This window comes from Kribbella sp. NPDC104218 (assembly GCF_055584105.1).
In genome coordinates, this window is the sequence record NZ_JBVJMQ010000001.1 from 2382079 (window position 1) to 2402853 (window position 20775).

The following is a 20775-nucleotide window of genomic DNA, read 5'->3' on the forward strand; positions in this document are numbered from 1 at the left end:
CATGTCCGAACTCCGTGCCGACACTCTCACTCTCGCCTACGACGGCCGCGCCGTCGTCCACGAGCTCTCGGTCCTGATCCCGCGCGAGCAGATCACGGTCATCGTCGGCGCCAACGCCAGCGGCAAATCCACCCTCCTACGCGGCCTGGCCCGGCTCCTCAAACCCCGCGCCGGCACCGTCTACCTCGACGACACCGACCTCTCCCAACTCACCGGCGCCAAACTCGCCACCCACCTCGGCATGCTCCCCCAGCAACCCGTCGCCCCCGACGGCATCACCGTCTCCGACCTGGTCGGCCGCGGCCGCCACCCGCACCAGAAGTGGTTCCGCCAGTGGTCACCCGCCGACGAACAAGCCGTCACCGCCGCCCTCGAAGCCACCGGCGTCGCCGACCTCGCCGACCGCCCCCTCGACGAACTCTCCGGCGGCCAACGCCAACGCGTCTGGCTCTCCCTGGCCCTCGCCCAGGACGCCGAGACCATGCTCCTCGACGAACCCACCACCTTCCTCGACCTGGCCCACCAGCTGGAAATCCTCGACCTGGTCCGCACCCTCAACCGCGACCACCGCAAAACCGTCGTCCTCGTCCTCCACGACCTCAACCTCGCCGCCCGCTACGCCGACCACCTGATCGCCCTCAAAGCCGGCCGCATAGCCGCCACCGGCACGCCCACCCAAGTCATCACCCCCGCCACCGTCCAATCCGTCTTCAACCTCCCCGCCCAAATAGTCCCCGACCCCCAAACCGCCACCCCCCTGGTAATCCCCATCCCCAAACAAGCACCAACTCCCTAACTCTCGTGGAGGAGGTCGGCGAGGGTGGTTAGGGCTTGGGTGAGGTCGGTGGGGGTTCGGGCGGCGTAGCCGAGGACGAGGCCGGGGGCGGTGGGGAGTTGGGTGTGCCAGGAGAGGGGGTGAACTTTGATGCCGGCGGCCAGGGCTCGGGTGGCCAGGTGGACGTCGTCCAGGGGATGCGGCAAGGTGATGGTGAGGTGGAGGCCGGCGGCGGCGCCGTGGATGGTTGCGGTGGGCAAGTGTTTGGTGATGGCGGCGACGGTGGCGTCGCGGCGGGTGCGGTGGCGGCGGTGGACGTAGCGGAGCTGGCGTTCGAGGTCGCCGGAGGTCATGAGGTGGGCGAGGGTGAGCTGGGGGAGGCCGGCGTTGCCGAGGTCGGCTCGGCGTTTGAGGGCGATGAGCTCGTCGCGGTACGCCGCGGGCGGGACCATCCAGCCGATGCGGAGGGCGGGCGCGAGGAGTTTGGAGATGCTGCCGGCGTACACGATCTGGTCGGCGAGCATCGAGCGGAGGGCGGGGACGGGCGGGCGGTCGTAGCGGTGCTCGGCGTCGTAGTCGTCCTCGAAGATCAGCCCGCCGTCAGCCGCCCAGCGCAGCAGGTCGCGGCGGCGTTCGCCTTCGAGGACGACGCCGGTCGGGAAGTGGTGTGCCGGCGTCACCATCACGACCTTCGCGCCCGACTCCCGCAGGACGTCGACCTGGACGCCGCGGTCGTCGACCGGGATCGGCGGCGTCGTCAGCCCCCACTCCTGCAGGTGCTGGCGGGAGCCCAGGGAGCCGGGGTCCTCGACGGCGACCGCGGTGATCCCGCGGCCGAGCAGGAGCTGGGCGAGCAGACCGATCGCCTGTGAGACGCCGGCGACGACGATCACCTCGTCCGGGTGGACGGCGATGCCGCGGTAGCGGGCGATCCAGGTGGCGATGGCCCGCCGGAGGGCCGGCGTACCGGACGGATCGCCGTACCCGAAGGCGGTGGCTTCGAGGTTGTTGAGGACGGCGCGTTCGGCGCGCAGCCAGGCGGCGCGGGGGAAGGCGGCCAAGTCGGGTACGCCGGGGGTGAGGTCGATCCGGCAGGGGGCCGCGCGGAGGGTGTCGAAGATGTCGAGGCCGGGGGCGTGGATGACGGGCACGGGTACCGAGCTGCGGCGCTCTCGCGGCGGGACGGCGGGAGCCGCGACAACGACCGTGCCGGCGCGACCGCGACCCGCGAGCTGACCGTCCTCGGTCAGGCGCTGGTAGGCCTCGGTGACGACGCCGCGGGACACGTGCAACTCGTCGGACAGCCGCCGGCTCGCGGGTAACCGGCTCCCGATCGGCAGCCGTCCGTCCGCGATCGCCGCGCGCAGCTGGTCGGTCAGCCAGTCCGCGAGCCCGCCCGCGGGTGCCTCCGCCGGGTTCAGCTGGAGGAAGTCGGCCGACCCTTTGGACTGCTCGTTCGCCCCACTATTGGACCTGTCCACCGGACCATTGTCGCGCGACCGTGGAACCATGAGAACCGACTACGTCCACGGCTACACCGCCGCCGAAACCCGCCGCCTCGCCGACCAGGCCGACACCCTCGCCAACCTCCTCCACGACGGCCTTCACTTCCCACCCGGCACCCGCATCCTCGAAGCCGGCTGCGGTGTAGGCGCGCAAACCGTCCAGCTCCTCACCCGCCACCCCGACATCCACCTGGTCGCCATCGACCAGTCCGAGCAGTCCCTGACCCAAGCCAAAGCCCGCGTCGGTGCGGCGCAGCGGGTGGAGTGGCGGTGTGGGGATTTGCGGGAGTTGGAGGGGGAGCGGTTTGACCATGTGTTCGTGTGTTTTGTGCTCGAGCACCTTGCTGATCCGGTGGGGGTTCTGCGCGGACTTCGTCGGTTGGCGCCGGCGATCACGGTGATTGAAGGGGATCACGGGTCGGCGTTCTTTCATCCGTGGAGTGGGGCGGCGCAGGGGGTGATTGATTGTTTGGTGGAGTTGCAGGCGGCGGCGGGTGGGGACGCGTTGGTCGGACGGCGGTTGCAGCCGTTGTTGCGGGCGGCCGGGTTCAGTGATGTGCGGGTCGAGCCGCGGGTGGTTTATGCGGATGAGACGGTGCCGGGGCTGGTGGTGGGGTTCACGCGGAAGACGTTCGTGGCGATGGTCGAGTCGGTGCGGGAGCGGGCGATCGCGGCGGGACTGCGGACGCCGGAGGAGTGGGCGCGCGGCGTCCGGGAGCTGGAGCGGGCCGCGGAGCCGGGTGGCACGTTCCACTACACGTTCTTCCGGGCGGAGGCGCGGGCGTGATCGGGCTGTTGGTGGTGCTCGGGCTGACCGCGTGGGGGTTGGGCCGCAATCACCGGCGGCAGGTGCGGACGACGTCCGGCAACGGCGTCCCGGATCGGGATCTGGAGCGACTGCTCGCCGACCTGCGGGCGATCAGCTGACCGGTTCATGAACTGCTGGTAAACAAGAGGCATGCCGACCGAACAGCTGGAGATCGAGACCAAGTACGACGTCGCCGAGGCCACCCGCCTCCCGGCGCTGCACGAGCTGCCCGGGGTGGCGAGTGTGGAGCAACCGGTCGAGCTCGATCTCGAGGCTGTCTACTACGACACCGCCGAGCTCGACCTGGCCGCGCACAAGGTGACGCTGCGCCGGCGGACCGGTGGCGAGGACGACGGCTGGCACGTGAAGTTCCCGAAGTCTTCGGGCGCGCGGCTCGAGGTGCAGCACCCGCTCGGCCGATCGACGAAGAGCGTCCCGATTGCCGTCGTCCGCACGGTCCGGGTGCACGTCCGCGACAACGCGCTCGTCCCGGTCGTCACGCTGAAGACGAAGCGGGTCGTCCATCGGCTGCTCGACGCGGACGGCGCAGTCGTCGCCGAGCTGGCCGACGACCACGTCACCGCGACCACACCCGGTGGTGAGCCGGAGAGCTGGCGCGAGTGGGAGGTCGAGCTGGTCGGCGGCTCGGAGGAGCTGCTCGTGGCGGCGGACGGCGTCCTGCAGGCGGCCGGCGCGACACCCGCCTCCGGCCCGAGCAAGCTGGCGCGCGCCCTCGGCGACCGCGTCCCGAAGCTCGACGAGTGGGCGCTGCCGGCGAAGCCGAAGACCTCCGACCTGTTCCGCGCGTACGCCGCCGAGCAGGTGCAGGCGATCCGCCAGCGCGATCCCGAGGTACGCCGAGACGCCCCCGAGGGCATCCACAAGTTCCGGGTCGCGACGCGGCGGCTACGGTCGGCGCTGGCGACGTACCGGCCGGTGGTCGACCGCGAAGCCGGTGACGCGCTGCGGGCCGAGCTGAAGTGGCTGGCCGGTGAGCTGGGCGTTGCCCGGGACGCCGAAGTCCAGCGGGCCCATTTCGCGGCCGAGGTCGCCGAGCAGCCGGTCGAGCTGGTCATGGGCCGCGTCGCCGGCCGGATCGACGACCACCTGCGCGGCGTCTACAAGGAGGGGCGCGCGGGCGCGCTGGCCGCGCTGGAGAGTGAGCGGTACTTCCGCCTGCTCGACGCGCTCGACAACCTCCTCGCCGACCCGCCGCTCACCGGCGACGACAAGAAGGCCGTCAAGCAGGCGCCCGACCTGCTGCACCACGACTGGAAGCGGATGCGGAAGGCCGTCCGTCGTGCCGAGGCCGCCGAGACGCCCGAAGAGCGTGACCACGAGCTGCACGAGGTGCGCAAGGCCGCGAAACGACTCCGGTACGCCGGGGAGTCCGCCGTCCCGGTTCTGGGTGACGAGGCGACGGCGCTGGCGACGCGCGCCGAAGAGGTGCAGGAGGTCCTCGGCGACTTCCAGGACTCGGTCGTCTCCCGCGAGCTGTTGCGCGAGCTCGGCGTCCAGGTCCATCTGGACGGCGGCAACGCCTTCACCTTCGGTCGTCTGCACGCCCTGCAGGAGGCGCGCGGCCAGGCGTCCATCGACGCCTTCTTCGCGCTCTGGCCGCAGCTCAAGTTCTGAGCACAACAGTAGGACCCGGCTTCAGGGAGCACCGGGTCCTACTGGGGGCGGTGATTGGGGCTGCCAGGCAGGTCCGCCAGCTATCGCAGGGCCTGCCTGACAGGTCTAGGGGTTAGTGCTCGATCGCCTTCTCCGCGCCCGCGCCGGTCAGCGAACGGACCTCCATCTCGGCGAACTTGTCGACGTCCACCTGCTCCTTGCTGGTGACGGTGCCGAGCCAGCCGAGCAGGAACGCCAGCGGGATCGAGACGATGCCGGGGTTGTCCAGCGGGAACCAGGAGAAGTCGATCCCGGTGTCGGTGATCATCGACAGGCTCGCGCCGGTCTTCTTGTCCACCTTGCCGGAGACGACCGGGCTGAACGCGATCAGGATGATCGCGGAGGCCAGACCGCCGTAGATACTCCACAGGGCGCCGCGGGTGTTGAAGCGCCGCCAGAACAGCGAGTAGAGGATCGTCGGCAGGTTCGCGCTCGCCGCGACCGCGAAGGCCAGGGCGACCAGGAAGGCGACGTTCTGGCCGTTGGCGAAGATTCCGCCGACGATCGCGACCGCGCCGATCACCAGCGCGGTGATCCGGGCGACCTTGACCTCGCCGTCACCGCTGATCTGGCCCTTCTTGATCACCTGGCCGTAGATGTCGTGGGCGAACGACGTACTCGCGGTGATCGTCAGACCGGCCACCACCGCGAGGATCGTGGCGAAGGCGACCGCCGAGATGACGCCGAGCAACAGCTCACCGCCGAGCTCGAAGGCCAGCAGTGGCGCGGCCGAGTTGGCCTTGCCCGGAGCGGCGCGGATCGCGTCCGGGCCGACGATCGCGGCGGCGCCGTACCCGAGGACGAGCGTGAACAGGTAGAAGATGCCGATGATCCAGATCGCCCAGGTGACGCTGCGGCGGGCTTCCTTGCTGTTCGGCACGGTGTAGAAGCGCATCAGCACGTGCGGCAGACCCGCGGTGCCGAGCACCAGGGCCAGCGCCAGCGAGATGAAGTCCAGCTTGCTGATCCCCGTTGCGCCGTACTGGAGGCCCGGGTTCAGCAGGCGCTCGCCGGCCGCCGGGCTCTTCTCGACGGCCGCACCGAGCAAGCCGGACAGGTTGAAGGTGTACTTCGCGAGCACCCAGATCGTCATCAGACCGGCGCCGAAGACCAGCAGGGCGGCCTTGATGATCTGCACCCAGGTGGTGCCCTTCATACCGCCGACGAGCACGTAGGTGATCATGATGATGCCGACGATCGCGATCACCAGGCTCTGACCGGCGCGCTTGTCGATACCGAGCAGCAGCGCGACCAGGCCGCCGGCGCCGGCCATCTGCGCGAGCAGGTAGAAGAAGCAGACGACCAGCGTCGAGATGGCCGCGGCCATCCGGACCGGGCGCTGCTTGAGCCGGAACGACAGTACGTCGGCCATCGTGAAACGGCCGGTGTTGCGGAGCAGCTCGGCGACCAGCAGCAGGGCGACCAGCCAGGCCACCAGGAAGCCGATCGAGTACAGGAAGCCGTCGTACCCGTTCAGCGCGATCGCACCGGCGATGCCGAGGAACGAGGCGGCGGACAGGTAGTCGCCGGCGATCGCGACGCCGTTCTGTGGGCCGGTGAAGGAGCGGCCGCCGGCGTAGAAGTCGGCTGCCGTCTTGTTGTTCCGCGAGGCCTTGATGACGATCGCGAGGGTGGCCACGACGAACAGCGCGAAGATCGCGATATTCACCACCGGGTTACCGATATCGGTTGCCATCGGCAACATCAGGGGCGCGCTCATCGGGGCTCCCCCTCGATCTGGTGCCGCAATTTCTCGGCGTCCGGGTCGACCTTCTTGTCGGCCCAGCGGACGTAGATCATCGTGATCGCGAACGTGGACACGAACTGGCCGAGCCCGAGCAGCAGCGCGACGTTGATGTTCCCGCCGATCTTCGTCGACATGAAACCGTGCGCGTAGTCGGCGAGCAGGACGTAGACGAAGTACCAGACCAGGAAGAGGCCGGTCATCGGGAACACGAAGCGGCGGAACCGGCGGCGTAGCTCGGAGAAGTCCGGCGAGAGCTGGACATCGCGGTACGTCGTCAGATCCGGGTCGCCCGCGGAGCGGGTTTCAGACATTCGCGGGACCTCCAGACAGGGGTGAGGCCGGGCGGAAGCCGGCGACGAGTGCTGCCCGTACTGTGGTTCAGGTCACGCCCGCAGGCCCAGCACCGGAACGCATCGAGCGCTCAGCGGCCGCGACCGCGCGACCAAGTGGTCCACTGGCTGCGGCGAACGGTCGGTTCGAGACGATGAGCGGACCGCCCCCACTCACCAACACCGCGGAGTAGCGATCGCTCAGGCGCGGCGGGGCGGCGTGGGGTCGCCGTCCGGGAGGTTGGTGAGTGCCTGGGGTCCGCGATCCACCTCAACCGCCTCCGGGGTGTGCAGCCGGACCATGCTCCGGGCGGTGCCTGCGGGGATCTTTTCGGGGGTCAGCTTCGAGACCACGATGACCGTGAGGAAGGCGAGCGGCATGGTCCAGGCGGCGGGCTGGCCGACCAGAGCGCGCGGCCAGCCGGCGGTGGGCGCGCCGACGACGTTCACCAGGGCAGCCGCGCTGGCCGCGATGCCGCCGACGATCAGACCGGCCGCGGCGCCGGTGGTCGACATCCGCCGCCACCAGATGCCGAGTACGAGCAACGGACAGAACGTCGAGGCCGCCACCGCGAACGCGAGGCCGACGGTGTCGGCCAGGCTGAGCGCGCCGGTGACCCGGAAGGCCAGGTACGGCACGGTCATCGCGAGCAGGGCCGCGATCCGGAAGCTGTTCACCGCGAGATAGTCGCCGCCGGTCAGCCGGTGCAGGCGGGATCGCAGCAGGTCCTGGTCGATGACGCCGGCGATCGCGACCGTCAGCCCGGACGACGTGGACAGGAAGGCCGCGAACGCCCCGGCCGCGACCAGGGCCCCGAGCAGATCACCCGCCGTCCCGGGAAAGATCCGGCTGGGCAGCTCGAGGACGACGGTATCGGCGCCGCCGGCAACCAAATCCGGCGCGAAAGAGCGACCGAGGATCGCATAGACCGGTGGGAACACGTAGAACATCCCGAGCAGCGCCAGGACGACGACCGTCGTCCGCCGGGCCGCGCGTCCGTCCGGATTCGTGTAGAAGCGGACCAGGACGTGCGGCAGGCCCATCGTGCCGAAGCACAACGCCAGCAGCAGCGAGTACGTCGCGTAGAGCGGGTGGTCGCGTCCGCCGGCCGTGGACAGTGGCTCGGCCCACTCGGCGGCAGCGCCCTGTAGCGACTGCAGGAGGCCGATCGAGTGGTCGCCCGAGCGCCAGGCGATCAGGATGATGAAGATCGGCGTGGCCAACGCCGTGAGCTTCAGCCAGTACTGGAAGGCCTGGACGAAGGTGATCGAGCGCATACCGCCCGCGGCGACGTTGATGACGACGATCACGGCGACGACCGCGGCACCGACGTCCGGCGGCGCTCCGGTGACGGTGTGGACGGTCAGCCCGGCGCCGTGCAGCTGGGGGAGCAGGTAGAGGGTGCCGATACCGACAACCAGGCCGGAACAGATCCGGCGGACCCCTGCGGACTCGAACCGGGTCTCTGCGAAGTCCGGCAGGGTGTACGCGCCGGACCGCCGGAGCGGGGCCGCGACCAGAACCAGCAGCATCAGGTAGCCGACGGTGTAGCCGATCGAGAACCACAGCATGTCGGCGCCGTTCACCAGCACCAGACCGGCGACGCCGAGGAACGATGCCGCCGACAAGTACTCGCCACTGATCGCGGATGCATTCCAGCGCGGGCTGATCGCCCGGCTGGCGACGTAGAAGTCACTGGTGGTCCGGGAGATCCGCAGCCCGAACAGGCCGATCCCGATCGTGGCCACGATCACCAGACCGATGCCGGTCAGACTCATTGCCGATGACATCTATTGCCGCCCGACGAACTCGGTGAACTCGGTCTCGATCCGCTCGGCCTTGCGGACGTAGATGCGGGCGGCGACGTACACGACCGGGTAGATGACGATGCCGAGCAGGACCCAGGGGAGCGGCAGACCGAGGACGGCGACCGTGCGGGCCGGCGGGATCAGCCAGAACAGGAGCGGGATGCTGCCGAGGACCAGCACGGTCACGCCGATCACGGCGAGCGTGAGGCGCAGCTGGGACTGGATCAGCGAGTTCATGTAGACCTCACCGAGCCGCGTCTGCTCGTCGATCTCGCGGGTTCCGGTCGGGACGGTCGGACGGCGGGCCGCGCTCGTCCGTGGGCTGGTGATCCGGACGCGGCGCGGCCGCAGCTCACCGGGGCCCTGGGACGCGCTCATCAGGGGCGCAGCGACGTCGATCGGACCAGGAGGTCGCGGAGCTCGCGGGTGTGCCGTCGGCTGACCGGGAGCCAGTCGTCGCCGACGCGGACCGCGCAGCGGCCGCTGTCGACCCGCATCTCGTCCACGTGCGCGAGAGCGACGAGCGTACTGCGGTGGATCCGGGTGAAGCCTGCGTCGCGCCAGCGCTCTTCGAGCGTGCTTAGCGGGATGCGGACCAGGTGCGAGTTCTGACCGGTGTGGAGGCGGGCGTAGTCGCCCTGCGCCTCGACATACCGGACAGTGGAGCGCTGGACGAACCGCGTCACCCCGGCCAGCTCCACCGGGATGACCTCGTCGCTGGACTCCTCAGCCGGCGGCGCGCTGTTCGGCGTACCGGCGTTCACGACGCGGCGGACCGCCTCGGCCAGCCGCTCGGCGCGGACCGGCTTCATCACGTAGTCGGCGGCCTCCAGGTCGAAGGCCTGGACGGCGTGCTCGTCGTACGCGGTGACGAAGACGATCTGGGGGCGGCTGGCGAAGTTGGCCAGCACCCGGGCCAGATCGAGCCCGTCCAAGCCGGGCATCTTGATGTCGCAGAAGAACACGTCGACGTCGGCCGCCTGCAGGATCTTCAGCGCCTCCGGTCCGTTCGAGGCGGTCCGGATCTCGCCGATCCGGTCGTCGCGGCGCAGCAGGTACACCAGCTCGTTGAGCGCGGGCTCCTCGTCGTCCGCGACCAGTGCGCGCAGCGGTAGCTCTGCCATGGAGCGAACACTACGGTGAGGCATGCACTCCTGAGGAGTATTTGGGGATCCGGAAGGTCACCTTCGTGCCCGCGTCCACCTGGGTCTCGACGACCAGCCCGTAGGCGTCGCCGTACACCTGCCGCAGCCGCGCGTCGACGTTGCCGAGGCCGATCGAGTCGCTGGCCGACTCCCCGGACAGGACCGCGCGGATGACCTCCGGGTCGCTGCCGGCGCCGTCGTCCTCGACGCTGATCTCCGCCTCGTTGATCTGGTCCCGCGCGCGGATGGTGATCCGGCCGACGCCGGTCGTGCCTTCCAGGCCGTGGCGGACGGCGTTCTCCACCAGGGGCTGGACGACGAGGAACGGTACGACGACCGGGAGCACCTCAGGGGCGATCTGGAGCGACACCGTCAGCCGGTCGCCGAAGCGGGCCTGCTCCAGGACCAGATAGCGCTCCACGTTGCGCAGCTCGTCGGCCAGCGTGGTGAACTCACCGCCGCGGCGCAGCGCGTACCGGGAGAAGTCTGCGAACTCCAGCAACAGCTCCCGCGCCCGCTCGGGGTCGGTGCGGACGAACGACGCAATGGCGGCGAGAGCGTTGTAAATGAAGTGGGGGCTGATCTGGGCGCGTAGCGCGCGCAGCTCGGCCTCCATCGCGCGGGTGCGCTCCTTGTTCAGCTCTGCGAGCTCTACCTGGCCGGAGACCCATCTGGCGACCTCCTCGGTCGCTCTGACCAGTGCGGCGGACGAACGCTCGCTGTACGCGACCAGGACGGCGACGACCCGCTCCTCGATCACGATCGGTGCGACAGCCGCCGTCCGGACTGGGCACTGCGGATCGCCGCAGGCGACATCGTGGACGCCGAGGACCGCCGTCCGGCCGGTGCGGAGCGTGGGAGCGGCCAGCGAGCGCGCATCCCGGCGGTGGTTGCTTTCGTACGCGCCGCCGACGCCGTCCCACGCCAGTACGCCGGACGAGTCGCAAATCGCCAGTGCCGCCGTACCGAGCAGGTCTCGGAGGTGTCTGCTCGCCTTGCCGGCCGCTGCGGGGGTCAGGCCCTCACGCAAGTGCGGAGAGGCCAACGAGGCGGTATGCAGAGTTGCATACGTCGCCTTGTCGGCCGGAGTGCCGAAATGCTTCCGCTGCCGCGCGAACACCCCTTGACGGTAGCCGCTCAGCTCTCCGACCGCGCTCTGAACGCCTCCAGCGCCTCCGTGTCGGAGTAGTTCGCCAGTAAGTACGCGGACACCCAGTCGCGCCGTCCCGGGTACGCCGACTCCCGGACAACCCGCTCCGCGGCCGCCTCGCGATCCATCGCTGCCCGGCGCAGCTGCACGCCCTCTGGGGTGATGAGGGCCCAGCTCGGCCCGGGAGCGCCGTACGGCATCCCTACGCTGCCGGCGTTCACCACGGTCCGCCGGTCGACCTGCCGGACGAACGGCATGTGCGTATGCCCGCAGACGACAGTGTCGACGTGGTCGGGCACTGTGCTGAGCACCTCCTGCCACCGCCGTACGGAACTGTCGACGAGCACCACCTCCTCGTCGTCCCGCGGCGTCGCGTGACAGACCAGCACATCCCCGATCGTCACGCTGGTTGGCAAGCTGCTCAGGAACTCGACGTCCGCCGCCGACAGCTGCTCAGCAGCCCAGGGGCTCACCGCGTCCGGCGCCTCGCCCTTGAACTCTCCCCGAGCCATCGCCACTGCCTCCCGGTCCGCATTACCCCGAACCCAGAGCACATCCATTTCCCGCAGCAGCTGCAACACCTCACGTGGCTGCGGCCCACTCACCACATCCCCCGCGACCACAACCACATCCGCACGGACGTCGGCCAGCACTGCCTCCAACGCCGGCAGTACGCCGTGAATGTCAGCCAACACCGCAATACGCGCCATGCGGCCAGTCTGATCCCCAGACCGGCCGCACCGGGCTGTCATTAGCTACGAGCAGACGGCTCAGACGCCGAGGCCGTAGTCGGCGTTCCGCTTCAACGGGGTGGCCAGTTCGCAGACACCGGTGCTGATGGTGCAGCGGATGATGGCGGACAGCAGGTTGGCGTCCACGCCGGTTTCGGAGTCGTAGTCCACGGCAACGGCGAGGATGTGTTGGTCGTCCTCGGTGGCGATGTGGTGGAAGCATCCGTCCCACTCGTGAATCAGCTTGCCGGTGTTCGCGTCGAGAGCCGCGGTGATGCTGTCGCAGAACCCGTCGGTCAGGGACGCCGGTCCGACCGTCGTGCTGCCGTCGGGGGTGAGCCGTTCCATCTGGTACTCGCACGTCCGCGAGAGCTGCCTGCCGGTCGCCAGCTCGACAGCGGTCGAGCAGGTGCCGTCGTCGTTGCCGACGGGCATCGATGCCACGATGCCGCCGTTGGCCGAGATCGCGGTCGGCGAGATGATGCCCTTGATCAGCTGGGCTTTCGGCTCGCTGGGCAGCCAGGAGTAGAGCTTCGTGGGGCCCGTGCTCTTGTCACTCGCCTTGAAGTAGACCTTGCCTTCGTTCCAGGCGACGACCTGGAGCTCCCAGACGTCTGGCAGCTTCAACGACTGCACCGACTCCGAGGTCTGGGCGTACACCGTTCCGCCCTTGGCATTCTCGCCGTGGTTGCTGAGCTTGGCGGCCGCGTACACGGCGACAGCCTGGTCGGCGGCAGTCACCAGCGACGAGACACCGGCCGTCCGTTCGATCACCTCGCCCAACCGGAGCCGGAGCAGCTCGGTGTCGGTCTCGCCCTTGGTCACGACCGCCAGCGTGTCCTCGCCGAGCCGGCCGGCGGCGTACACCGTCCCTGTGCCCGGGATCTTCTCGGCCGTCGCGGAGCCGCCGCGGACCTCGCGGCCGATCAGGTAGGGGATCTGCGGCTCGCGGCCCTGCGGGATCTTCGTGATGTCCAGCTTGATCTTCACCGGGAGGGTCGTGGCGGGGGCGGTGGGCTTGGTGGGGGCGCTGGTCAGGGGCGCGGCCTGGGCGCCGGCGTTGGTGGGCTGCGGGCCCTGGCGGTAGGCGAGGGCGCCACCGAGGACCACGGCAGCTACTGCTATCGAGGCCACCAGGGCTACGAGGCGGCCGTTGTTGTTCCGCATCGCGGACTCCTTAGAGAGGGTCGTTCCCGCGCTCATGAGCCGAGGAGAAGTGGTTCTGTGGACAGGGGCGTCGCCAGCTCGCACTGGCGGGTGGTGATGGTGCAGCGGACGATCGCCGCGGGCGGATTGGGGTCCTTGTCGCTGGAGGGCGCGGAGTAGGCGACGAAGAGCAGGTGCTGGTCGTCCTCGGCAGTCATGGTCAGGAAGCAGCCGTCCCACTCGTTGAGCAGCGTGCCGGTGCCTGCAGCGACGGCAGTCGCCGTACTGGAGCAGTTGCTCCCCGCCTTGCTCTGCAGGCTGAAGCTGACGTCGCCGGCCGGAGTGAAACCCTTCACCTTGCCGTCGGCAGCGACGGTCACCGGGGAGGCCGCGGACCGGACCAGCTGGGCCGTCGGCTGACCAGGCGTCCACACGTAGAGCCGCCAGGTGGAGTTCTCCGTGGTGTCGTCCGAAGTCCGGTAGTAGACCTTGCCGTCGGTGTACGCCAGGACCTCGAGGTTCCAGCTGTCCGGCAGTTTCAGCGACAGGACGTGCTCATCGGTCTCGGCGAAGAGCACGCCGCCCTTGGCCGGTTGGCCGTGAGAGGCGATGCGGGCAGCGGCATAGGCTGCGGCGCCCTCATCGGGGGTGGTGACCAGCGACGTGACGCCGGGCGTCCGCCGGACGACCTTGCCGAACCGCAGTTTCTGCAGCTCTGAGCTGTAGACCGCCGGGTGGTCGGGTCTCAGGACGACAGCCAGTGCCTCGTTCTGGAGGCGGCCCACGGCGATCACCGAACCGCTCCCAGCGACCGTCGCCACTTTGCCGGACCCAGAACGGACGCTACGACCTACCAGGTACGGGATCTGGGGTGCGCGACCGGTCGGCAGTTCGGTGACGTCCAACGCGACGGCGTCCGGTTTCGGAGCCGCTGAGCTGCTGAGCGGTACGGCCTCGGTGCTGGCTGTGCTCGGGCGCTGGGTGTAGGCGAGAGCGGCCCCGATCAGGACGGCGGCCACTGCGACAGCGGCCACGAGAGCTGCCAGCCGCCCCCCGCTCCTCATGAGCCCAGCAACAGCGGTTCCGGGGACAGCGGCGTGGCCAGCTCGCACTGACCGGTCGTGATGGTGCAGCGGACGACAGCTGAACGGGACTCCGGCCCGGCCTGGTCGTGCCACTCGATCAGGACGTGGTCGTCGTCCTCGGCCACTGCATTGCGTAGGGAGGGGCCGAGCCAGGTGCGGGTGACGGTGCCGTCGTTCGCGTCCAGAGTGCTGAGGGTGGTCTCGCCGTAGGGTGCGCCGGCGCCGGGTGGGTAGCCGATGACGAAGGCGTTGCCGGGGCTGAAGGTATCGAGGCGGTACTGGCAGGTGCGCCACTTCTGGCGGCTGGTCGCGATATCGGTCACTACCGAGCAGAGGCCGCTGTCGGTGAAGACGGGCAGCCCGGCGGCCAGTGCGCCGTCCGAGGAGACCGCTACCGGCCGCTGGATCTTCGGCAGCTCGGTGGCCTGCCGGTCGTCGACGTCCCAGCGGTAGAGAGTGGTGACCTCGCCGTCCTCGGGCCGGCTGGCGAGGAAGACCGAGCGGCTCAGGACGGCCAGAACCTCGATGTCGCGAGCCCGCGCATGGGTCAGTGTCTGAATCACGCCGTCGCTGGTCCGGAAGTACACCAGCCCGCCGTCGAAGGTGGTGAAGCGCCCGCCGGTGGCGAAGGCGGCGGAGTACCCGTCGGCGCTGCTGACCAGCGAGTCCACACCGGCCAGCCGTTTCGCGACGGCTCCGTTCTCGCCGAGGATCACCAGGTTGCTGGTGGTCGCGTTCGGCGCTTCGGTCGCCAGCGTGGCCGACCACACCTTGGCCACGTTCTCGACCGGGGTCGCGCCCGGGAGCCGGACGGAGCCGCCGGCACCGCCCAGCACGGTGCGGCCGCGGAGGTAGGGGACCTGCGGCGGGCGGCCGGTGGCGAGCTTGGCGGCGTCGATCAGGACCTTGGTAGCCACAGGGGACGCCGGGGGCGTCGTCACGGCCAGCGGAGCCGCCGCCGCGCCCGAGCGGTTCTGGGGGCCGCGGGCGCCCGCGAGCAGGCCGCCGCCGATGACAGCAGCGACCGCCACCGCGGCCACTGCCGCGATCAGCGCCCGATTCCTGATCGCCACCCGTCCTGTTCCCATCCCCGTTGTGACGCACGAACTGCCAGATAAGTTCGAACCGGCGAGTGAGTCGCAGGAACGATCGAGCATAATGCGTACATGGACCAGCCAGCGCGGATCGGCCGGTACGCCCTGGTCCGCCGGGTCGGCGCCGGGGGTTTCGCGACCGTTTGGCTGGCCAGGGACGAGCAGCTGGACGCCGAGGTCGCGGTCAAGATCCTGTCCGACCTGTGGGTCGACGACGCGGACGTCCGCCGCCGGTTCGTTGCCGAGGGCCGCTTCCTGCGCAAGGTCGACTCGCTGTACGTCGTCGGCGCGCACGACGTCGGCGAGACCGAGGACGGCCGTCCGTACCTGGTCCTCACCTACGCCGACGGCGGCACGCTGGCCGACCGGATCAAGGCCGGCCCGCTGTCGATGGACGACGCCGTCCGGATCATCACCGAGGTCGGCAAGGGCCTCAAGCACCTGCACAGCCGCGGCGTCCTGCACCGGGATGTGAAGCCGGCCAACGTGCTCTTCCGGACCGTTTCAGGCACCGAACGCGCCATGCTCGGCGACCTCGGTCTGGGGAAGGCCGTGCAGGACGTGTCGCAGCTGACCATGCCCGGCGGCACTCCGGCGTACGTCGCCCCCGAACAGGTGCTCGGCGAGCGCCTGGACCACCGTGCCGACCTCTACTCGCTCGGTGCGGTCGCGTACGCCGCTTTCACCGGCCAAGCGCCGCACGGGGTGAACAGCCTCGGCGCGGTGATGCACATCGACAAGCCGCCGCCCTCGATGACCACTCTGCGCTCCGACGTGCCGGATGCGGTCGACGCCGTCGTCCGGCGCGCCCTCGAGCCGGATCGGGACAAACGCTGGCAGGACCTGGACAGCTTCCTCAACGCGCTCCGCGAAGCGCACCTCACCGGTGAGATCCCAGCTGGCCTCATACCGGCCGCAGACCTCGCTCCAGTGACTCCAAACCCGGGTGGCGTCGACCAGGCGACTGCGCTGTCCAGTGCGAACCAGCTGACCCAGCCGGGCGCGAAGCGCGGCGCTCGGGGCCGAGTGATCGCGCTGGTGCTGGCGGTGCTGCTCGCCGTCGGCGGTGGCTTCGGCGGCTACCAGTTCATGCTGGCCCGTCCGATGCAGGTCACCTTCCAGCAGTTCTCGGTCGAGGTTCCGCGAGCGTGGTCCCAGCAGGCCGAGAACGCCGAAGGGCCGCGCCTGCTGGTCAGCACCGACACGGCGAACTGGCAGACCTCGCCGACGGCGGACGGCGTCTTCATCGAGCTGGTCAAGGACAGCAAGCTGCCGACCGCGCCGAAACCGCCGCCCGGCTGTACCGGAGGTACGCCGGACGGCGGCAGCTCGAACGGGCAGCAGCTGGCGACCTTCCGCTACAGCTGCGCCGGGCACTCGGTCGACGAGCAGTACCGGCAGATCGACGGGACCACGCTGCTGCACATCCAGGTGCGCGACGAGAACCCGACAACCCGCTCGAAGGTCATCAGCACCGTCAAGTACACGCCTTAGGGCACGAGGGCCGTCAGCGACGAGATCGACGCCTTGTGCATCCGGGGGATCACGTTGAGCGTGTTCGAGTCCGGCGCGTAGAGGTGCGAGCCCGACTCGTAGACGAGGTACGCCGTCCCGTTGTACTCGGTGACGCCCTCCGTCATGCTCGGCGCCCGGAAACAGCTGAGCTGTGCGGCGTCCAGGTCCTTCTGGCCGCGCTTCACGACGTACAGGTTGCTGCGGTTGGAACGCCCGTACGACGTGCTGTAGATGAAGTGGTTCGCAGTGACGGTCAGGCCCTGGGTTTTGGTCGGAATCTCCCAGCCGCCGGGCACTGTGGTCAGAGTGCCGTCGGTGGCGACCTTGTACTCGTACATGGTGCCGCGGCCGGTCTCGTTGAAGGAGCCGGCCCACAGCGAGTCGCCGTAGCTGCCGATGAAGGAGGCGCCGGCGACATCGCGTGCCGTACCGACCTGAGTCAGGTACGGCGTCCCGGCGGCCTTCATCGCGTCTCGCAGCGCAGTCAGGCTGTACTTGCGGATGCTGCTGCCGGCGCCGGACACGAACGCCCAGCCCTTGGTGACAGTGATGCCACCGACGTGCGACTCCGCTACGGCCACCACACCGACCGTTGCGCCGGTGGCCGGGTCGATGCCGTAGATCTGCGAGTCGGCGCCGGAACGGTACGAGGTGACCAGCAGTAGGTTCTTGCCGGAGCCGTCCCAGTTGTACCAAGTGCCGGCGCCTTGCGGCGTGTGCGTACTGAGGTTGGGGATGCTGACGCTGTTGCTGAACCGGGCGTCGTACTTCTTGGACGCCGACGGTCCGTCGTAGAACGTCGAGCCACCGGTCGTGGCGGTGTCGCAGCTGATCGCAGCCTGTGCGGGCAGGGCTGCTGTCGCAGCCGCGGTCAGTGTGGTCGTGGTGAGGAGCAGTGCGGCGAACATCGGGCGGAGCATGCGGATCCTCTTCCGTGGGGCGGAAACTTACCGCGCCTCACTTTATGCCGTCATCCACTCACCTTGAACCCGTCGCGTGTCTAGGGTCGCTGCGTGCTCCTACGCGTTCTGACGATGACTCTGCTGGCCGGTGCGCTCGCCGTGCCCACTCCGGCCCAGGCTGCCGATCCCACGCCCTGCACCGGGGTAAAGGTCGGTCCGGCGCAGGAGGTGGTCTCCAACGCCAAGCGACGCGGTCTCGGCCTCGAGGGCTGGGCGGACACGGCGTACGGCGTCCTCCCGGCCGGCGGCGGTAAATATGACTTCCTGGCGGTCGCTGCGCTCGTCCCCAAGGAGGGGAAGAACCAGAGCATCGCAGTCACCCGGGGCACACTCGACAACCCGGTGTCGGACGGCGTCAGCCAGCTGGCACCCGTGATCGGACTGCCCGCCGGCTACGACTACGGCGGCGGTGGACCGGTCTACCGGGACACAGCGACCGGCCTCATCCTGCAGATGCTGCACCTGGAGCAGAGCACACCAGGCGGGTTCTACTCGACGCTGCATCTCGGCCGCTTCGATCCGGCGACCAAGCGGACGACGTACCTCGGTCCGCTGGCCACACCGCGCGCAACCAAGGACCAGGTCGCAGCCCTCCGCGCCGCGGCCGACATGGGCACACCGGCCTTCACAGCGCGGGACGGCTACCTCTATGTGCACTTCCCGGACTACTTCGTGCCCGCAGGGGGCGGCTACGGCAGTACGGCGTTGTCTGTCGCGCGAGCCCCGCTGGCCGACGTACTGAGCGCTGCGGCGGACAAGCGGGTCGTGCCGTGGCACAAGTTCCTCGACGGTCGGTGGGACTCGCCAGCCGTGGGAGGTGCGTCGACCGACGTCCGGCCGGGGGAGCGTGGTGCTTGGCACCCGAACGTCGTCCGGACCGCCAGCGGCGGCGCGCTCCTCGTCCAGGGCGTCTCGCCGACCGAGTTCGTCCTGTCCAACTCGTCGGACGGCGTCCGGTCGTGGTCGGCCGCGGTGCCGCTGTTCCGGGACCCGGACAAGTTCAACGCCTACCCGACCGTGGTCGGGACCGGTGCGGACCCAGCAGTCGTCGGCAACGAGTTCTACGTCTATTACCTGCAGTGGAACACCATGAACCAGGACTGGACGACCGCGCAGATGATGCGTCGGCTGGTCAGCTGCACCGGTGGATCGGAGCAGGGCGTCACCGCGCTGGTCCGCTCGGACAACGGCAGCAGGCATCGCGTCACCACCGCGCCGGTGACCGAACGTGGCTTCTACCCGACTCGCACCTGGCTGCTCGAGTCCGGCGCCAAACCCGGCACAGTCCCGGTCTACAGCTGCCGCAGCGGCGCGCAGGATCAGTTCGTCTCCACCAACGCGGACTGCGAAGGTACGAGCTTCCTGGAGACACTCGGCTGGATCTACAGCGCACCGCCGTCCGCGCCTTCGGTCGCTCTGTATCGCTGTCACGTGGCTGGCCTCGACGACCACTACCTCTCGACCGACAGCGGATGTGAGAACAGCAAGGCGATCAACGAGTCCCGGGTCGGTTACGCGCTCAGTACGACGCGGGTCGCGTTCTCGCGGTTCTCCAACGGCTCAGAACGCTGGGTGACCAGTGGAGCGATCACCTCGGCCTATGCGCTGCAGAAACGCTGGTTCATCGAAGGAACTCAGCAGCCCGGCACCGCAGCGCTCTACGGCTGCTCCTACGGCACACCGAACGGCACGAACCACTTCATCTCGGTCGACTCCGGTTGCGAGGGTCAGACCCGGCTGCGGACCGAGGGGTGGATTCAGACCAGTCAGACCGGCGCAGCGACGGCTCCGCTGTACCGGTGCTACCTGCCGGCGGCCTACGACCACTTCCTCGGCGGTGCCGACTGTGACGGAGTCGGTGGTGCTCAGCGTGAAGGGCTGCTGGGATACGTCGTACCGTAGGCGGCATGACCGACCTGTCTGCGGCGATCGACCGCGTTCTGCCCAGTGTTCGTGCCGACCTCGAGGACCTCGTCCGGATTCCATCGGTCAGCTACGAGCCGGCCCGCGCGGCCGACGTCCAGCGGTCCGCCGAGGCGACCGCGGCGCTGTTCGAGGCCGAGGGGTTCGAGGTCAAGATCGTCCGGGCCGGCGAAGGCGCGCCGGCCGTGATCGCGAAGAAGGCGGCGCCGGCGGGTAAGCCGACCGTGCTGCTGTACGCGCACCACGACGTCCAGCCGACCGGCCCGGTCGAGCAGTGGACGTCGGACCCGTTCGAGCCGACCGAGCGCGGTGACCGGCTGTACGGCCGCGGCTCGGCCGACGACAAGGCCGGGATCGCGGCCCACCTGGCCGCCGTCCGGGCCTTCGGCAACGACCTGCCCGTCGGCGTGACGGTGTTCGTCGAGGGCGAGGAGGAGATTGGCTCGCCGACCCTGCTGCAGCTGCTGGACGAGTACTCCGCCGATCTGACCGCCGACGCGATCGTGATCGCCGACTCCGGCAACTGGGATGTCGGCCACCCCGCGTTGACGGTTTCGCTGCGCGGTCTGGTCGAGGCGTACGTCGAGGTCCGGACGCTCGACCACGCCGTCCACTCGGGTCTGTTCGGCGGCCCGATCCCGGACGCGCTGTCCGCGCTGTGCCGGCTGCTGGCGACTCTGCACGACGACAAGGGGGACGTCGCCGTCGACGGACTGCACGCGTCCCGCGCGGCCGATGTGGTCTACCCGGAGGACCGGCTGCGCGCCGAGTCGAGTGTCGTGGACTCCGTCCGGCTGACCGGCTCGGGCTCGCTGGTCGACCGGCTGTGGACGCGCCCGGCGATCGCCGTCCTGGGGATCGACGCGCCGTCGCTCGCCGAGGCCAGCAACACGCTGGTGCCGGTCGCGAAGGCCAAGGTGAGCCTGCGGGTCGCGCCGGGTGACGACGCGGTGAAGGCCAGCGCGGCGCTCAAGGCCCACCTGGAGAACAACGCGCCTTGGGGCGCGCAGGTCACCGTGACCGAGGGCGAGGTCGGCCAGCCGTGCAGCATCAACGCGCGCGGCGCCGGCTACGAGGCCGCGCGGTCGGCCTTCCAGACGGCGTGGGGCGTCGAGCCGATCGACATGGGGATGGGCGGCTCGATCCCGTTCATCGCCGAGTTCCAGCGGGTTTTCCCGGCGGCCTCGATCCTGGTCACCGGCGTCGAGGACCCGGACACCCGGGCGCACGGTATCGACGAAGGCCTGCATCTGGCCGAGTTCCGCAAGGTCTGCCTGGCCGAAGCGCAACTGTTGCAGAACCTCGCAGACAACGCCTGAGACACAACCTGGCGGCCGGACTTTTCGGCGACACACGGTTTGGCATAGGTTTCGGCGA

General features: G+C 69.6%; 19 protein-coding genes. 7 read left to right on the forward strand and 12 right to left on the reverse strand.

Annotated elements, in window-relative coordinates; genetic code table 11:
- The first annotated feature begins 1 nt into the window (after position 1).
- Positions 2-796, forward strand: a complete 795-nt coding sequence (locus tag ACZ6ZD_RS11295; RefSeq protein WP_465670766.1) for an ABC transporter ATP-binding protein — start codon at positions 2-4, stop codon at positions 794-796.
- Here ACZ6ZD_RS11295 and pdxR read toward each other — a convergent pair.
- Positions 793-2256, reverse strand: coding sequence for a MocR-like pyridoxine biosynthesis transcription factor PdxR (gene pdxR / locus ACZ6ZD_RS11300; protein WP_465670768.1), 1464 nt, complete (start codon positions 2254-2256; stop codon positions 793-795). The two genes, ACZ6ZD_RS11295 and pdxR, sit on opposite strands and share 4 nt — an antisense overlap.
- 28 nt (positions 2257-2284) lie before the next feature.
- Here pdxR and ACZ6ZD_RS11305 point away from each other — a divergent pair, with 28 nt between their 5' ends.
- The 3 genes from ACZ6ZD_RS11305 to ACZ6ZD_RS11315 are packed head-to-tail and all read left to right on the forward strand — an operon-like array spanning position 2285 to position 4723.
- Positions 2285-3067, forward strand: a complete 783-nt coding sequence (locus tag ACZ6ZD_RS11305) for a methyltransferase (RefSeq protein WP_465670770.1) — start codon at positions 2285-2287, stop codon at positions 3065-3067.
- Positions 3064-3207 (forward strand): hypothetical protein, encoded by a 144-nt coding sequence (locus ACZ6ZD_RS11310; protein WP_465670772.1) that lies wholly within the window; start codon positions 3064-3066, stop codon positions 3205-3207. Before ACZ6ZD_RS11305 ends, ACZ6ZD_RS11310 begins: the two co-directional genes overlap by 4 nt.
- A 31-nt stretch (positions 3208-3238) precedes the next feature.
- On the forward strand, positions 3239-4723 hold the full coding sequence (locus tag ACZ6ZD_RS11315) for a CYTH and CHAD domain-containing protein (RefSeq protein ID WP_465670774.1): 1485 nt from the start codon (positions 3239-3241) through the stop codon (positions 4721-4723).
- Between the two features lie 112 nt (positions 4724-4835).
- Here the strand turns inward: ACZ6ZD_RS11315 and ACZ6ZD_RS11320 are convergent, their stop codons facing one another.
- The 10 genes from ACZ6ZD_RS11320 to ACZ6ZD_RS11365 all read right to left on the reverse strand — a co-directional run bounded on the left by ACZ6ZD_RS11320 (position 4836) and on the right by ACZ6ZD_RS11365 (position 14977).
- Positions 4836-6482: a solute symporter family protein gene (locus ACZ6ZD_RS11320; RefSeq protein ID WP_465670776.1), complete on the reverse strand. Its 1647-nt coding sequence runs from the start codon at positions 6480-6482 to the stop codon at positions 4836-4838.
- Positions 6479-6820 (reverse strand): DUF485 domain-containing protein, encoded by a 342-nt coding sequence (locus ACZ6ZD_RS11325; protein WP_465670778.1) that lies wholly within the window; start codon positions 6818-6820, stop codon positions 6479-6481. Before ACZ6ZD_RS11325 ends, ACZ6ZD_RS11320 begins: the two co-directional genes overlap by 4 nt.
- A gap of 219 nt (positions 6821-7039) precedes the next feature.
- Positions 7040-8617: a sodium/solute symporter gene (locus ACZ6ZD_RS11330; RefSeq protein WP_465670780.1), complete on the reverse strand. Its 1578-nt coding sequence runs from the start codon at positions 8615-8617 to the stop codon at positions 7040-7042.
- A gap of 12 nt (positions 8618-8629) precedes the next feature.
- Entirely contained in the window at positions 8630-9025 is a 396-nt protein-coding gene (locus ACZ6ZD_RS11335) for a hypothetical protein (protein WP_465670782.1), read from the reverse strand.
- Positions 9025-9771, reverse strand: coding sequence for a LytR/AlgR family response regulator transcription factor (locus ACZ6ZD_RS11340; RefSeq protein WP_465670784.1), 747 nt, complete (start codon positions 9769-9771; stop codon positions 9025-9027). Before ACZ6ZD_RS11340 ends, ACZ6ZD_RS11335 begins: the two co-directional genes overlap by 1 nt.
- A 10-nt stretch (positions 9772-9781) precedes the next feature.
- Entirely contained in the window at positions 9782-10912 is a 1131-nt protein-coding gene (locus tag ACZ6ZD_RS11345; protein ID WP_171678365.1) for a histidine kinase, read from the reverse strand.
- A gap of 17 nt (positions 10913-10929) precedes the next feature.
- A complete protein-coding gene (locus tag ACZ6ZD_RS11350) occupies positions 10930-11652 on the reverse strand; it encodes a metallophosphoesterase family protein (protein WP_465670786.1) in 723 nt (240 codons plus the stop codon).
- A 60-nt stretch (positions 11653-11712) separates the two neighbouring features.
- Positions 11713-12876, reverse strand: coding sequence for a hypothetical protein (locus tag ACZ6ZD_RS11355; RefSeq protein WP_465670788.1), 1164 nt, complete (start codon positions 12874-12876; stop codon positions 11713-11715).
- A complete protein-coding gene (locus tag ACZ6ZD_RS11360) occupies positions 12873-13853 on the reverse strand; it encodes a hypothetical protein (protein WP_465670790.1) in 981 nt (326 codons plus the stop codon). The genes ACZ6ZD_RS11355 and ACZ6ZD_RS11360 overlap by 4 nt, the downstream gene beginning before the upstream one ends.
- Before the next feature lie 26 nt (positions 13854-13879).
- On the reverse strand, positions 13880-14977 hold the full coding sequence (locus tag ACZ6ZD_RS11365) for a hypothetical protein (protein ID WP_465670792.1): 1098 nt from the start codon (positions 14975-14977) through the stop codon (positions 13880-13882).
- 93 nt (positions 14978-15070) lie between these two features.
- On the opposite strand from ACZ6ZD_RS11365, the gene ACZ6ZD_RS11370 reads away from it, so the two are divergent.
- The gene (locus ACZ6ZD_RS11370; RefSeq protein WP_465670793.1) at positions 15071-16492 is read left to right on the forward strand and encodes a serine/threonine-protein kinase; all 1422 of its coding nucleotides are present in this window, start codon (positions 15071-15073) and stop codon (positions 16490-16492) included.
- Here ACZ6ZD_RS11370 and ACZ6ZD_RS11375 read toward each other — a convergent pair.
- Positions 16489-17433 (reverse strand): hypothetical protein, encoded by a 945-nt coding sequence (locus ACZ6ZD_RS11375; protein WP_465670795.1) that lies wholly within the window; start codon positions 17431-17433, stop codon positions 16489-16491. The genes ACZ6ZD_RS11370 and ACZ6ZD_RS11375 overlap by 4 nt on opposite strands.
- Before the next feature lie 93 nt (positions 17434-17526).
- Between ACZ6ZD_RS11375 and ACZ6ZD_RS11380 the strand changes: the two genes are divergently transcribed.
- Together ACZ6ZD_RS11380 and ACZ6ZD_RS11385 are read left to right on the forward strand one after the other, a co-directional pair.
- Positions 17527-19377 (forward strand): hypothetical protein, encoded by a 1851-nt coding sequence (locus ACZ6ZD_RS11380; protein WP_465670796.1) that lies wholly within the window; start codon positions 17527-17529, stop codon positions 19375-19377.
- A 5-nt stretch (positions 19378-19382) separates the two neighbouring features.
- Positions 19383-20717, forward strand: a complete 1335-nt coding sequence (locus ACZ6ZD_RS11385) for a M20/M25/M40 family metallo-hydrolase (protein WP_465670798.1) — start codon at positions 19383-19385, stop codon at positions 20715-20717.
- Positions 20718-20775 lie beyond the last annotated feature (58 nt).

What these genes read in the sequence shown, in the direction of transcription:
- ACZ6ZD_RS11295 (WP_465670766.1), top strand. Translation starts at nt 2, where the DNA reads ATGTCCGAACTCCGTGCCGACACTCTCACTCTCGCCTACGACGGCCGC.
- ACZ6ZD_RS11305 (WP_465670770.1), top strand. Translation starts at nt 2,285, where the DNA reads ATGAGAACCGACTACGTCCACGGCTACACCGCCGCCGAAACCCGCCGC.
- ACZ6ZD_RS11315 (WP_465670774.1), top strand. Translation starts at nt 3,239, where the DNA reads ATGCCGACCGAACAGCTGGAGATCGAGACCAAGTACGACGTCGCCGAG.
- ACZ6ZD_RS11320 (WP_465670776.1), bottom strand. Translation starts at nt 6,482, where the DNA reads ATGAGCGCGCCCCTGATGTTGCCGATGGCAACCGATATCGGTAACCCG.
- ACZ6ZD_RS11325 (WP_465670778.1), bottom strand. Translation starts at nt 6,820, where the DNA reads ATGTCTGAAACCCGCTCCGCGGGCGACCCGGATCTGACGACGTACCGC.
- ACZ6ZD_RS11330 (WP_465670780.1), bottom strand. Translation starts at nt 8,617, where the DNA reads ATGAGTCTGACCGGCATCGGTCTGGTGATCGTGGCCACGATCGGGATC.
- ACZ6ZD_RS11335 (WP_465670782.1), bottom strand. Translation starts at nt 9,025, where the DNA reads ATGAGCGCGTCCCAGGGCCCCGGTGAGCTGCGGCCGCGCCGCGTCCGG.
- ACZ6ZD_RS11340 (WP_465670784.1), bottom strand. Translation starts at nt 9,771, where the DNA reads ATGGCAGAGCTACCGCTGCGCGCACTGGTCGCGGACGACGAGGAGCCC.
- ACZ6ZD_RS11350 (WP_465670786.1), bottom strand. Translation starts at nt 11,652, where the DNA reads ATGGCGCGTATTGCGGTGTTGGCTGACATTCACGGCGTACTGCCGGCG.
- ACZ6ZD_RS11355 (WP_465670788.1), bottom strand. Translation starts at nt 12,876, where the DNA reads ATGAGCGCGGGAACGACCCTCTCTAAGGAGTCCGCGATGCGGAACAAC.
- ACZ6ZD_RS11370 (WP_465670793.1), top strand. Translation starts at nt 15,071, where the DNA reads ATGGACCAGCCAGCGCGGATCGGCCGGTACGCCCTGGTCCGCCGGGTC.
- ACZ6ZD_RS11375 (WP_465670795.1), bottom strand. Translation starts at nt 17,433, where the DNA reads ATGCTCCGCCCGATGTTCGCCGCACTGCTCCTCACCACGACCACACTG.
- ACZ6ZD_RS11385 (WP_465670798.1), top strand. Translation starts at nt 19,383, where the DNA reads ATGACCGACCTGTCTGCGGCGATCGACCGCGTTCTGCCCAGTGTTCGT.